Source organism: Algibacter luteus (genome assembly GCF_900141715.1).
GTDB lineage: Bacteria > Bacteroidota > Bacteroidia > Flavobacteriales > Flavobacteriaceae > Arenitalea > Arenitalea lutea.
On record NZ_FQYK01000004.1, the window covers coordinates 39,101 to 54,913 of the forward strand.

The 15,813-nt window shown below is 33.0% G+C and carries 7 protein-coding genes; all 7 read left to right on the top strand.

The window, feature by feature from the left end; genetic code table 11:
- Window position 1 precedes the first annotated feature (1 nt).
- The 7 genes from BUA46_RS08640 (at window position 2) to BUA46_RS08670 (ending at window position 15,799) form a co-directional block, all read left to right on the top strand.
- Window positions 2–1,609, top strand: a complete 1,608-nt coding sequence (locus BUA46_RS08640; RefSeq protein ID WP_019386664.1) for a RagB/SusD family nutrient uptake outer membrane protein — start codon at window positions 2–4, stop codon at window positions 1,607–1,609.
- 83 nt (window positions 1,610–1,692) lie between these two features.
- Window positions 1,693–4,941, top strand: coding sequence for a VCBS repeat-containing protein (locus BUA46_RS08645; RefSeq protein WP_019386663.1), 3,249 nt, complete (start codon window positions 1,693–1,695; stop codon window positions 4,939–4,941).
- Window positions 4,928–5,500, top strand: coding sequence for a hypothetical protein (locus BUA46_RS08650; RefSeq protein ID WP_019386662.1), 573 nt, complete (start codon window positions 4,928–4,930; stop codon window positions 5,498–5,500). Before BUA46_RS08645 ends, BUA46_RS08650 begins: the two co-directional genes overlap by 14 nt.
- 2 nt (window positions 5,501–5,502) lie before the next feature.
- Window positions 5,503–8,802 (top strand): VCBS repeat-containing protein, encoded by a 3,300-nt coding sequence (locus BUA46_RS08655; RefSeq protein ID WP_019386661.1) that lies wholly within the window; start codon window positions 5,503–5,505, stop codon window positions 8,800–8,802.
- Window position 8,803: 1 nt separating this feature from the next.
- Complete coding sequence (locus tag BUA46_RS08660) at window positions 8,804–12,019, top strand: VCBS repeat-containing protein (RefSeq protein WP_019386660.1); 3,216 nt, start codon at window positions 8,804–8,806, stop codon at window positions 12,017–12,019.
- A 19-nt stretch (window positions 12,020–12,038) separates the two neighbouring features.
- Window positions 12,039–13,364 (top strand): vanadium-dependent haloperoxidase, encoded by a 1,326-nt coding sequence (locus BUA46_RS08665; protein ID WP_019386659.1) that lies wholly within the window; start codon window positions 12,039–12,041, stop codon window positions 13,362–13,364.
- 296 nt (window positions 13,365–13,660) lie between these two features.
- Window positions 13,661–15,799 carry a glycoside hydrolase family 97 protein gene (locus BUA46_RS08670; protein ID WP_019386658.1) on the top strand — a complete coding sequence of 713 codons (2,139 nt, stop codon included), beginning with the start codon at window positions 13,661–13,663 and terminating at the stop codon, window positions 15,797–15,799.
- The last annotated feature ends 14 nt before the right edge of the window (window positions 15,800–15,813 follow it).

Here is a 15,813-nt window from a genome sequence, read left to right on the forward strand (position 1 = left end):
TATGAAAAATATTTTTAAATCAACTTTAATATGTGCTGCATTAGTATTCGCTGGTGCGTGTACAGATTTAGACGAAGTATTAGTAGGTGAAGTTACTGATCAGGTCGATGAATCAGAACCAAGTTTTGGAACATTTCAGGGTGGTGGAGCAGGACCTTCAGATGAATTAAATTCTGCCTACGGACAATTAAGAAATTCAGGTTCAGCAAACCATGGAGGATACTGGTCTGTTCAATCTGTTTCAACAGATGAAATGGCGGTTACTCAAAAGGGAGGTGATTGGTATGATGGTGGTATCTGGATTGATATGCATAGACATACTTTTACCTCTACAAATGGCCCAATTGGTGGCGCATGGACGCAACAATATGACGCCATAGGGTCTTGTAATACAAGTATTGCAGATGGAGGATTGTCAGCAAATCAACTTGCTCAAGTAAAGGTATTAAGAGCTTTCTTTTACTATCGATTACTAGATATGTATGGTAGAGTTAAAATTGTAACTGAATCAAATGTAAATCCGCCACAATCTACAAGGGCAGAAGTTTTTAATTTTGTAGAAGGTGAAATTTTAGATGCACTAGGGATAATAGGAGTAACACCCTTAATGGATTTGTCATCTAGTGATTTATCGGCTTCGCCTAATAATTACAGAATAAATCAGTTTGCTGCTTTAGGATTGCTGGCAAAATTATATCTAAATGCTGAAGTATATACTGGTACACCCAGATATCAAGAAGCTGCGCTAGCTGCTGGATACGTTATTGATAATGGTGGATATACGCTTGTAGATTCTAATTATTCAGTTCCTAATTTAGCTAAAAGGCCTGCCGTTGATTCAGATCCTGATAATCTTACTGGTTACGCGACTATTTTTGCACCAGACAATTTTAATAACCCTGAAATTATTTGGTCAATTCCTTATGACAATGTTACTGGTGGAGGTATGAATTTTTCTAGAATGACATTACATTATGCTAGCCAATTCTCGTATAATTTTTCTAATCAACCTTGGAATGGATATTCTGCACTGGAAGAGTTTTATAATTCTTATGATAATTCTGATGAACGTAAGACTGCAAACTTTATAGTAGGTACGCAATACGATTATGAAGGCTCTGTTATAGTTGATTATGCTGAATCTTCAGATCTAGAATTGATTTACACACCAGAAATTAATGAATTAGAACCGAATGCATCTAGAGAGGGTGGAGCCCGTTTAGGTAAATTTAGTTTTAGACAAGGTGGACAACAGGAAATGGATAATGATATGCCTATTATTAGATTAGGTGATATGTATTTAATTCGTGCTGAGGCAGACGCTAGAGCAGCTGGAGATTGGTCTTTAGCCTTAACAGATGTTAACACAATTAGAGCAAGAGCGGGAATGCCTGCTTTCACATCAATAACTGCCGATGAGTTCTTAGCAGAAAGAGGAAGAGAAATGTTTATGGAAGTAACACGTCGTCAAGATTTAATTCGTTTTGGTAAGTTTAATGAAGCATGGTGGGAAAAGCCTGCTTCAGGAGCATTTAGAAATCTGTTCCCTATTCCACAAGCGCAAATAGATGCGAGTGGAGGAACGTTAACCCAAAACCCTGGTTATTAATTTGTAGTTTGAGTTTTATATTAAACGGGTTATCAACTATATTTGATAACCCGTTTTTCTTATCATAATAATTACATATTACATTGAAAATATATTACTACATTCTGGTTTTATCCATTGTTTTTTCTTGCACTTCAGAAGAAAAAAAAGACGCTGTATTGTTCAAATTAAAACCAACAGAAATATCTTTTGAAAATTCTTTAATTGAAACCGAAGCCTTAAATCCATATACATATAAAAATTTTTATAATGGAGGTGGTGTTGCCATTGGAGACATCAATAATGATGGTCTAGAAGATATTTATTTCTCTGGAAATTTAGTAGATAACAAACTTTATTTAAACAAAGGCAATTGGCAATTTGAAGATATTACTGAGAAAGCTGGTGTTGCTTGTCAAGATATATGGTCTTCAGGAGTAACTTTTGTTGATATAAACTACGATGGTTTTCTAGATATGTACGTATGTAAAGCGGGTCCCCCAAGTAATAAAAGTAATAGGCATAACGAGTTATTTATAAATAACGGTGATTTAACCTTTACTGAACAATCAAAAAAATATGGTTTAGATATTACCGGTTTAGCTGTACAGGCTAACTTCTTCGATTATGATAAAGATGGTGATTTAGACTGTTATTTGCTAAGTAATTCCATACGCTCTGTTGGTAACTACGATTTAATTACAAACCAAAGGAACACGGCTACTAATTCTGGAAACAAATTTTTAAGAAATGATAATGATGTATTTGTTGACGTAACGAAAGAAGTTAATGTGTATTCCAGCGCTATTGGGTTTGGTTTAGGAATTACGGTGAGTGATTATAATAATGATGATTGGCCAGATATATTCATTTCTAACGATTTTTTCGAGCGTGATTATTTATACACGAACCAGAAGAATGGTACGTTTAAAGAAAATTTAGAGCAACAATTCAATTCCATTTCTATGGGATCAATGGGTGCTGATGCTGCAGATTTGGATAATGATTCTAGAACTGATATTATGGTTACAGAAATGTTACCTAAAACTTTAGATAGACAGCGCACAAAAACAATTTTCGAATCTTGGAATAAGTATGATTTAGCCGTAAAAAAAGGATATCATTATCAGTTTTCTAGAAATGCTTTACATAGAAATATGGGAGATAGCACTTTTCTAGAAGTTAGTAGATTTTCAAACGTTGCCGCTTCAGAGTGGAGTTGGGCTTCGCTATTATTTGATGCAGATAATGATGGTTATAAAGATATTTTTATTAGTAATGGTATAGCTAAAGATCTTTTGGATAGAGATTATTTGGTGTATATGGCTAATGATGATCAGATAAGAGACATGATAAAGAATGACAAACAAGTCATGGAAAAATTAATCAATTTAATGCCTTCTCAACCTGTACCTAATTCGGCATTTAGAAATCTTGGAAATTTTGAGTTTTCAGATGAATCTAAAAATTGGGGACTTGATCATCCTAGTTTTAGTAATGGAAGTGCCTATGCTGATTTGGATAACGATGGTGATTTAGATTTAGTAGTAAACAACGTAAATGCAAAAGCCTTCGTCTATGAAAATACCACTGACACCACTTTGCTAAAAAGCTTAACCATTAAACTAAATGGCAGTACAAAAAACACCAAAGCTATTGGGGCAAAAGTCGAAATTTTTTATAATAACCAATACAGTGTTCTAGAGAATTATCCGTCTCGAGGTTTTCAAAGTTCGGTATCAAATCATCTACTATTCGGTGTTAATAATACCGAAAAAATTGATAGTTTAATCATTACTTGGACTAGTGGGAAAAAGTTGATTCAAAAAAATGTTAAAACTAATAAATCCTATTCATTTTCAGAATCTGACTCATCAAACATAAATAGTTTTATTAAGAAGTTTGATTCACTTTCTATATTAAAGGAAGTAGAACCTTTTTTCAACTTCAATCATAGTGAGAATAATGCGGTAGATTTTAATCAAGAGCAGTTATTACCTGAGATGTATAATAATGAAGGTCCAAGCATTGCCGAAGCTGATTTGAATATTGATGGCATCCAAGACTTTTACATTGGTGGGGCTAAAGGACAATCGGGCAAATTATTTATTTCAGGAAAAAACAGCACATATCGAGATGTTCCATCCCCGTTTCATTTGAATACAAAATCTGAAGATTTAGATGCAGTTTTTTTTGATAGCGATAATGATGGCGATTTAGACTTGTATGTGGCTAGCGGAGGGAAATCATTTTCAAAATTTGATTTCGCTTTAAATGATCGATTATACATTAATGATGGGAAACAAAATTTTACTTTAAAGCATGATGCGCTCCCATTTAAGTCGCCCATAAGCACTTCTGTCGTTAAGGCTTATGATTACGATCAAGATGGCGATCAAGATTTGTTTATTGGAGAACGTTTTAAAGTTGAAACTTATGGAATTCCAACAAGCGGATATATTTTAAAAAATCAAGGGAACAATACTTTTGAAATTATTGAGCCCGAAGCACTTCAAAATATCGGATTAATTACGGATGCTGCTTGGGAAGATTTTAATAATGATGGCCTAAAAGATTTAATTGTTATTGGCGAATGGATGCCTATTTCAATTTTTATCAATCAAAAAGGTGAATTAGTAAATAAAACCATCAATTATGGTCTGGAAAATTCATCAGGCTATTGGAAATCTTTGAAATTATCGGATTTAGATAATAATGGGAAGTTGGATATTATTGCTGGAAATAAAGGCACAAATACGTTCTTTAAAGACGGCGCTAGAATGTACATTGCAGACTTTGATAATAATGGCACTAAAGAGCAAATTATTTGTCATAAAATAGACGATAAATATTATCCAATTATGGATAGAGATGAGCTTATAGCGCAATTACCAAGTTTAAAGCAAAAATTGTTGTATTATAAAGATTATGCAAATGCAAACATGTCAAGTATTTTCACAATAGAACAGCTAGAAAATGCAATCTTTGTTGATATTAACACTGTTAAAACTTCTGTGTTTTTAAATAAAAATGATACATTTATAAGCCAAAAATTACCCAATGAAATTCAATATTCTAACGTTGAAGCAATTGAAATTTTGGATATGAATAATGATGGAAATTTAGATCTTATTTTAGGAGGTAATCAATACTTAGTAAAGCCGCAATTTGGACGTCAAGATGCTTCTAAAGGTTGGTTGGTTTATGGCAATAAAAATGGCTTATTTAATGAGGTCGTACCACTAAGAATTAATGGACAAATAAGAGATTTTAAAGTTTTTAAGAAAGACGATAAACGATACTTACTAACAGCAATTAATAATAAAAGCGTAACATTTTATGAAATTCAATAAAACTAACATTGCATTACTTTTAATAGTGGTTAGCTTTATAATAGGTTGTCAATCAGAATACACAAAATTAGTAAAGAGTGAATTAAATAGTGGAGTAAAACACCACGCCATTTTTCATGGTTTAGAATTTGGGCAATCGCAAAAAGAGTTTTTTGAAATCTGCTGGAATTTGAATAAAAAAAGATTGGTTACACATGGAGGAAATAACCAAAATGTAAAAAAGGTTTTGTACCCTAAGGATAGTTCAAAAACCACAGAAACTATAGAGATGTTGTTTTACCCAGATTTTAGTAAAGAGAATACTATTATTGCTATGAGGCTAAAGTTTTCTTATTTGGCTTGGTCGCCTTGGAATGAAAATTTAGAGTCTGATGATTTGTTGCCTGTGGTTAAAGATTCATTAATGAAATGGTATCCAGGAAACGATTTTATAAAAGTCAAAAATGTGTTGGTAAAAGTGGATGGTAATAGACAAATACAGCTTAATGCCGAAACTGTTAAGGATGTTGCTGTTTTAATTGAAGACTTAGATTATAAATACAATAACTTGAAGAAGTAAAAATGAAATTTAATCGAATAATATTAACTTTTTTGGCATTTGCTTTGTTTGCAGCTTGTAAAAAAACGGAAGAAAACAAAGAAGGTATTCATATTACTGAAGAGCCTCAGTTTGAGTTGCTTTCATCTGAAACTACTGGAATAAACTTTGAAAATAATCTGGTTTCCACCGATGAATTTAACGTCTATAGATACCGAAATTTTTATAATGGAGGGGGCGTTTCAATAGGCGATGTTAACAATGATGGATTAGAGGATATCTATTTCACATCTAACCTAAACCAGAATAAATTATACATCAACAAAGGCGATTTTAAATTTGAAGACATCACAGAAAAAGCAAAAGTTGGTGGAACAAAAGCATGGTCTACAGGTGTATCTATGGTCGATATTAATGCTGATGGATTCTTGGATATCTACGTATGTAATTCTGGCGATGTAAAAGGCGATAATAAACAAAATGAATTTTTTATAAATAATGGCGATGGTACATTTACCGATAAAGCTGAAGCATTAGGTCTTGACGATAAAGGGTTTTCTACACATGCTTCCTTTTTCGATTTTGATAATGATGGCGATTTAGACGTTTATTTACTTAATAATTCATATCAATCTATTGGAAGTTTCAATTTAAAAAAGAATGAACGCCCTAAACGCGATGTATTGGGTGGTGATAAATTATTTGAAAACCGAAATGGAAAATTTATAGATATTAGTGAAAAGGCGGGTATATACGGAAGTGTTATTGGTTTCGGACTTGGTGTTACCGTTGGTGACATGAATAACGATGGATGGCAAGATATTTACGTATCAAACGATTTTTTCGAACGTGATTATTTATACATTAATCAACAAGACGGGACATTTAAAGAAACACTAACAACATCTTTAAATTCTATTAGTGGAGCATCGATGGGTGCTGATGCTGCAGATATAGATAATGATGGATATAACGATATTTTTGTGACGGAAATGCTCCCAAGTGAATACGACCGTTTAAAAACTGTAACCACATTTGAAGACTGGAACAAATACCAATACAATGTAAAAAATGGTTACTACCACCAATTTACAAGAAACATGTTGCAACTAAATAACAGTAATCTCACCTTTAGTGAGGTTGGTCGTTTTAGTGGAGTTGAAGCCTCCGATTGGAGTTGGGGAGCCCTGTTTTTTGATATGAATAATGATGGTTTAAAAGATCTTTACATCGCAAACGGTATTTATAAAGACCTTACCAATCAGGATTATTTAAAGTATGTTTCAAATGAAGAAGTCATTCAAACAATCGTCTCGGGTGACAAAGTCAATTACAAGAAATTAATAGACATTATACCTTCAAATAAAGTTGAAAATCATGCCTATATCAATAATGGCGATTTAAAATTTAAACGTGTTAACAATGGCTTGAACACAGCAAGTTTTTCAAACGGTTCTGCCTATGGCGATTTAGATAATGATGGTGATTTAGATCTTGTGGTTAACAATGTGAATATGCCTTCTTTTCTTTACAGAAACAATTTAGAAAACCCAGATGCACACTATTTAAAAGTGATTTTAAAAGGCGAAGGACAAAACATACACGGTATAGGTGCTAAACTTGAGTTAAATACAAAAAACAATGCCATTTCTCTTGAACAACAACCAGTTAGAGGTTTTCAATCGTCTATGGATTTCAGACCTAATTTTGGTTTTACGGAAACCGAAGAGTTGAAACTAACAGTAAAATGGCCTTCTGGAAAAGTATCTACTTTAACTAGCTTAAAACCAAATACGACCATTACAGTTAACGAAACAGATGCAGTATTACCAGAAAACGTTAACACTACCATTAATCCTGAAATTCTTTTTAATAAAAACGAAAGCATAATCAATTACCGTCATAAAGAGAATAATTATGTAGATTTTAATATGGATCGATTATTACCTTTCATGAGAAGTCAAGAAGGACCAAAAATGGCTTTTGGCGATGTTAATAATGACGGTGAAGTTGATTTATTTATTGGAGGTGCAAAAGGATTTGCTTCGACCTTATTTCTTCAAAAAAATAAAAAATTCATAAAAAGTAATACCAAAGCTTTTGACAGGCAAAAGGCCTCTGAGGCTGCAGAAAGCGTGTTTTTTGATGCTGATAATGATGGCGATTTAGACCTTTATGTATGCAATGGTAGTATAGAAGCTTCAAAATACAGTGCTAATTATTTGGATAAGCTTTACTTAAATGATGGAAAGGGTAATTTTACCTTATCTACTCAACTATTACCGACCACAGAAGGTTTTCATAGTAGTAGTACTGTTTCAGTTGCAGATGTAGATAACGATGGCGATTTAGACCTTTTTGTTGGTGAAAGAAGTATTCCTAATGCATATGCTTCGCCAGGGTCTGGTTTTCTATTAATTAATGATGGTACAGGTAATTTTACCGAGTCGTCTTCAACTTTAGCGCCAGATTTTAAAGACTTAGGCATGATTACAGATGCCACTTTTGTAGATTTGAACCAAGATAATTTTAAAGATTTAGTGGTAGTTGGCGAGTTTATGGGTATTCAAGTATTTGAAAACCAGAATGGTAAATTTAGCAAATCTGAAAACAACAAACTGGCAAATCTTAAAGGTTGGTGGAATACTATTGAATTTGCAGACTTAGATAATGATGGCGACCAAGATTTGGTTGTTGGTAACCATGGATTAAACAGTCGATTTAAAGCGAGTAATGAGCAGCCAATTAAACTATATGCTAAAGATTTTGATAGAAATAGTTATGTAGACCCTATACTTGGGTTTACTGCTGAAAATGGTAAGGAATATCCATATGCCTTACGTCATAATCTAGTGGATCAGTTAAAATATTTATCAAAAAAATATCCGGATTACGAATCGTTTAAGCATGCTACAATTCAAGATATATTTTCAAAAGAAGAACTTGAAGGTAGCATACAACTTGAAGCTAATACATTAAGTTCTTTAGTTATATTTAATGAAGGCGATTTTAATTTTAAAGTAGAAGAATTGCCGTTTGAAACACAGTTAACACCTATTTATGCCATATCGATATCAGACTTTGATAATGATGGCGATCTCGATATTATTTTAGGAGGAAATCTTTTTGGTGTTATGCCTGAATTTGGAAGATATGATGCTTCATTTGGTAACTATCTTGAAAATTTAGGTAACGGTAAGTTTAAACATTTTAAAACTGGAAAAGGGCTGAATATCAAAGGTCAAATTAGAGATATTAAAGTGGTTAACAACCAAGTGTTTATCTCAAAAAATAACGACTTATTAGAAGTCTATAACTATTAATATGGCGAAAAAATTAGTTTTTATTTTTCTAATCATTTTAGGCTGTTCCAAAGAAGAAAAAACAACTGCCCATATTGAAGCATCTGCACCTTTTAAAGTGGTTGATGCGAATGTGTCTGGTTTAGATTTCTCTAATCAATTAAAGCCAGATGGCAATCTAAACATTATTGAATACTTATATTATTACAATGGCGGCGGTGTAGCAATTGGTGATATAAACAACGACGGATTAGAAGACATTTACTTGACGGCAAACCAGCAGGCGGATAAACTATTTTTAAATTTAGGCGACCTGAAATTTAAAGATATTACTGTAGAAAGTGGCATTAGTCAAGATAGTACTTGGTCTACAGGAGTTACTATGGCAGATGTAAATAAAGACGGTTTACTAGATATTTATGTATCGAAAGTCGGTAATTATAAAGGATTACATGCGAAAAACGAACTGTACATCAATCAAGGGAATAATACCTTTAAGGATGAAGCTGAAAACTATGGTTTAGATTTTTCAGGGTTTTCAACGCAAGCTTCATTTTTTGATTATGATAATGACGGCGATTTAGATATGTATTTGATGAATCATTCTGTGCATTCAACGCATTCGTACGGAAATATAAGAATTCGCCAAACATCTGATGCACTTTCAGGAGATGTTCTGTATGAAAATAAACAAGAAGGCGAACATATTAAATTTGTTGATGTAACTAATGGCGCTGGTATCTACAACAGTCCATTGGGATATGGTTTAGCGCTTTCAACTTCGGATGTTAATAATGATGGGTATATAGATATTTATGTGGGTAACGATTTTCATGAAAATGATTATTTATACATCAATAATGGCGATAAAACTTTTACTGAATCTAGTGCAGAATATTTTAATCATACGTCAAGATTTACTATGGGTGTCGATATTGCAGATATCAATAACGACCAAGGTCTCGATATTTTCACATTAGATATGATGCCATACAAAGCTGATGTGTTTTTAAAATCTGGTGGTGAAGATTCCGATAAAATCGATCAAATAAAAGCATCATTTGGTTTTGAACAACAATACGCTAGAAATCACTTCCATCTTAATCAAGGTAATCATTTTGCAGATGTTGCTTTGTTAACCCAAACCCATGCTACAGATTGGAGTTGGTCGCCTTTAATTTTAGATTATAATAATGATGGCTTAAAGGATATTTATATTACGAATGGCATTTATAAACGCCCTAACGATCTTGATTATATTAATTATTTAAGTACGGTTGATTTTGCAAAATATAAAGAATCAGAAGCTGATGAAATTGAATACAAGTTGATAAACACGATGCCGATGTTAAGTTTGCCAAATGTGTTATTTACGAATAGAAGTGAGCTAAACTTTGAAAAAACACCAGTTGATGCCAATAATTTGGCAACGTATTCTAATGGCGCAGCTTATGGAGATTTAGATAATGATGGCGACTTAGATATTGTGGTTAATAATTTAAATGAAAAAGCCACACTTTTAGAAAATACAACTACCAATAACAATTATTTAACTGTTGATTTAAATACAGAAAACCTTGGGATAAATACCAACGGAGCTAAAGTTTATCTTTATGCCAATGGGAAAACGTACTTAAATGAACAGATTACAGTTAGAGGATTTATGTCTAGTTCATCAAATAAAGTACATTTTGGATTAGGTGAAGTATCAAAAATTGATTCCATTTCTGTCGTTTGGAATGATGGTACAAAAACTGTAAAAACGAATATCGAAAAGAATAGAATTCTATCAATTAAAAAAGAAATCACTTCTAAATTTGAGTTTGTAAAATCTACTAAAAGTAATTTTGAAACTTTCAATTATTCACATGAAGAAAACAATTTTTTAGATTACGAAAGGGAAGGTTTAATTCCTGAAAAATTATCTATTGAAGGGCCTTCAGTCGTGCAAGCAGATTTTAATGGAGATGACTTAGAAGATTTATTTATTGGTGGTGCTCGAGACCAAGAGCCTTCGCTTTATTTTCAAGATACTCAAGGAAACTTCAATTTGCAGTCGAATAGTTATTTAGAAAATGATAAAATTTATGAGGATGTTGATGCCACTGCGTTTGATATAGATAACGATGGCGATTTAGATATTTACGCATTAAGCGGGGGTAATGATTTTCCTGAAGGCGACCCTATGTTGGAAGACCGTGTGTATATAAATGATGGTAAGGGTAATTTTATCAAATTAAACTCAAAACTGCTTGCTACCAACGGAGGTTCGGTTTCAAGTGCAGATTTTAATAAAGATGGTTATCCAGATTTGTTTATTGGAAACCGCTCAATTCCTGGTGCTTATGGCTTAACACCTTTCAGTTTTATTTTAAAAAACACAGGTAATAACAATTTTGAAATTGTTAGCAAAGCAAGAATGGGAATGATTACTGACAGTAAATGGGCAGACCTTGAAAATGATGGACAAACAGAGTTAGTTTTAGTTGGCGATTGGATGCCTATTCGTATTTATACTTATAACCTTGAAGGCAATTTTGAAGATAAAACCAAAGCAATTGGCCTAGATAAAACCAATGGCATGTGGAATGTGGTTCATGTTACCGACTTAAACAACGATGGAAAATTGGATATTTTAGCTGGAAACACAGGTTTAAATTTTAAATGGAAAGCCTCAATTGATAAACCAGTAAAAATGTACTTGGATGATTTTGATAATAATGAAACCTTAGACCAACTTATTTTTTACGATTATTTTGGTACTTATGTTCCATTTGCATCGAAAGACAAAGTGATGCAACAAATACCCATGTTAAAAAAGAATTTTACGACCTATGCAGCTTTTGCAAATGTGCAAGATGTTTTAGATTTGGTCGATAAAAAAGAAATTTTAGAAACAAAATATATTTACGAGCTGCGTAACATGGTTTATTTTAATAAAGGAAATGCTTTTGAACAAAGAGCATTGCCAAATGAAGCACAGTTTAGTACAATTGAAGATTTTTATGTTGATGGAAAGGAAATATTCTATACAGGAAACACTAATAGTTATGTTTCTGAACTTGGGCGAAGTACGTCTAATTCCGGAGGTGCTTTGAAATATTCTGAAAATGATAATTTTAATTCTGTAAGAACACTGAATTTACCTAAACATTTTAGTGGTAGAAAAATTCTTAAACTAAAAGATGGTAAATTTTTAGTTATTGGTAATAACGACAAATCATATATCGTAAATTAAAAAATTGAATACGTATCAAATGAAAATTTTAAAATCTAAATATTATTTAATTATTGCAATTGTTGGTTTAACAAGTTGTAGTAAGCCAAATCCTATTGAAGTATCTCCAGAATTATTCCATAAATCAGTGGATAAGGTTATGGATATTCAAATACATGATATATTCTCACCACCGGTAGCAAGTCGAATTTTTGCATATCCTAATATTGCTGCGTATGAAATTTTAGCGCAAAAAAGCTCAAAGTTACAGACCCTTGTAGGGACTATTAACGAATTAAAGCCAATCCCGAAAGTTGATTCTACACAACAGGTAAATCTGGAATTATCGGCTTTAATTGCACATATGGAGGTAAGTAAAAAACTCATTTTTTCTGAAGAAAAAATGGAAGTATTGCAAGATAGCTTGTACAAGGTTTGGGAGCAAGTTAACGAAGATGAGTTTAATGTTTCTAAGGCTTACGCCTTTGACGTCGTCGAGCACATAAAACAATACATGGATGCTGATAATTACAATCAAACCAGAACCATGCCGAAGTTTACAGTTGATATCGATGATCAAACCAGATGGCAGCCAACACCTCCATCATATATGGACGGCATTGAACCACATTGGAATAAAATAAGACCTTTTTTATTAGATTCAGCACAACAGTTTAAACCAGAACCGCATCCAGAGTTTTCTTTAAAAGAAGGCACTTTGTTTCATAAAGAACTGATGGAAGTTTATGACGTAAGTAAAGCGATTACTAAAGATGGTGATGAATCTGAAGAAATTGCAATTGCCAGGTTTTGGGATTGTAATCCATTTGTATCGGTAACAAGAGGGCATTTTATGTTCGCAACAAAGAAAATATCTCCGGGTGCACACTGGATTGGAATTGCAAAAATTGCTTCTAGAAAAACAAACGCGAACGTAGAAGAAACTGTTAATACCTATACAAAAACATCATTGGCTATTGCCGATGCTTTTATAAGTTGCTGGGACGAGAAATATAGAAGTAATTTGGTAAGACCAGAAACATTGATTAATCAAACTCTCGATCCGGACTGGTTACCCATATTACAAACACCACCATTTCCTGAATATACCAGCGGACACTCGGTAGTTTCAGGTGCTGCGTCCGTTGTTCTAACTGGTCTTTTTGGTGATAATTTTTATTTCGATGACGATACCGAAATCCCTTATGGATTACCAGTTAGAAGTTTTAATTCGTTTTATGATGCTTCTGCTGAAGCGGCTTTAAGTCGTTTATATGGCGGTATTCATTATAGAGCTGCTATTGATAATGGACTAAAACAAGGAAAGGATTTAGGACATTTTGTTGCCAATAAATTAAGTCTTTAAACTTTCTCTTAAGGAAATAGTAAAGCCAAAATTTAAAAATAACAGTCTCATAAATTAATAACTTACCTACATGATCACTAAGTGGTTGAGAGTTGTATTGAAGTAATGTTTTCTTAATTAAAACAAAACCGAAAACGATTTCGGCTATCTTTAAAGGTTTTTATTATCAAAATTTCAATTTATTTTAAAAAAATAATGAAATTGATATTCTTAGGACGGTTTGTAGCATTAAAAACTATCTGGAAGGAAAAAATCAATTTCATTATTACGAACTTAATTAACGATTTGAATCCATCATGAAAAAATTTAAGTTTCTTAGTACTAAAATAGTAGCGGTTGCATTTCTTTTTGTAGCATGTAACAAAAACGAAACAAGTTTTAATGTTTCTTCACCCGACTCAAATATTTCAGTTGAGTTTACACTCTCAAAAAATGGTCAACCATTATACATGGTTAATCATAAAAGCAAAACAGTGATTGATACCTCTTTTATGAGTTTCGATTTTAAAGATTTACCATCTCTAAAGGATAATTTTAAAATTGTTAGTACAAGTTCTAACACGGTAAACGAAGATTGGGATATGCCTTGGGGTGAGCAGTTAACCGTAAACAACAATTACAATGAATTGGTTGTAAATTTAGAAGAACAATCTGAAGCAAAAAGGCTTCTTAATATTCATTTTAAAGTCTACGACGATGGCGTTGGTTTTAGATATGAATTTCCAGAACAAGCAATCTTAAAAGAGGTTTTAATTACAGATGAAAACACGGAGTTTAACTTAACAGATAATCATAAAGTATGGTGGATTCCCGGAGATTGGGATATCTACGAGCATTTATATAACGAAACTAAATTTTCAGAAATTGATGCTTTATCCAAGCGAAATCATGAGAATTTAGCGGCAACTTACATTCCAGAAAATGCGGTAAATACACCGGTTACCATGAAAACTGCCGATGGTTTGTATTTGAGTTTTCATGAAGCAGATTTAACAAATTATCCTGGTATGACTTTAAAGGTTGACCACGAAAATTTAAAAATGGATAGCGAGTTGGTTGGTTCTGACAGATTAGGTGGAAAAGCAAAACTAACGTTGCCATTTAATACCCCTTGGCGTACTATTCAAATTGCAGAAAAAGCTGGAGATTTAATCGAGTCCAAAATGGTTTTAAATCTTAATGACCCTAACGAAATAGGCGATGTTAGCTATTTTACACCTATGAAATATGTAGGTATTTGGTGGGAAATGCATATTGGCAAATCGACATGGGATATGGAAGGAAGTCAAGATATGAATACCTGGACTGAAGGAAAATCGGCAACTTCTAAGCATGGAGCAACGACTGAAAACGCTAAAAAATATATTGATTTTGCTTCACAAAATGGCATCAAAGGATTATTGGTGGAAGGTTGGAATACTGGTTGGGATAAATGGCTTGCAGATGCTGATGCGCGAGAAGGTCTTTTTGATTTTATGACACCTTATGCCGATTATAATTTTGATGAGGTTATGAATTATGCTAAAGAAAAAGGTATAGAGGTTATTATGCATCATGAAACTTCGGCAGCTCCACTAACTTACGAAAAACAAATGGGTGTGGCTTATAAATTCATGAAAGACAATGGTATTAATTCTGTTAAAACAGGTTATGTTGGTGAAATTATTCCGAAAGGAGAATATCATCATGGGCAATGGATGGTAAATCATTATCATAAGGTTTTAGAAGAAGCTGCTAAAATGAAAATTGCAGTAAATGCGCACGAACCAATTAAAGCTACAGGAAAACGTAGAACCTATCCAAATACTATTTCTAGAGAAGGATTAAGAGGTCAAGAATTTAATGCCTGGGCTACAGATGGCGGGAATCCTCCTAACCATATTTCTATTGTTGCATTTACTAGAATGTTATCTGGCCCCATAGACTTTACACCTGGTGCTTTCAATATTAAGTTTGATGAATACAAAAAAAGCAATCAAGTAAATACCACGTTAGCACATCAACTCGCTTTATATGTGGTCATTTATAGTCCTATCCAAATGGCTTGCGATTTGCCAGAGCATTATATGGTTGATGGGAAAGTACATCCCGCGTTTAAATTTATTTCAGATGTAGGTGTAGATTGGCAACAATCAAAAGTTTTAGATGGTGAAATAGGAGATTATGTTACTATTGCTCGTCAAGAACGTGGCACTGGCAATTGGTTTGTTGGAGGTGTAACAGATGAAAATGAAAGAACCCAAAGTGTAACTTTTGATTTTCTTGAGTCTGGTAAAACGTACAAGGCTACTATTTATAAGGATGCAACTACCGCGCATTGGGATAACAATCCACAAGCTTATGAAATAGAAGAAATGAAAGTAACAAATGAGTCAACAATCAATGTGAAACTAGCTCCAGGAGGAGGATTTGCAATCAGTATAATGCATGAATAAGTGTAAATAAAGAT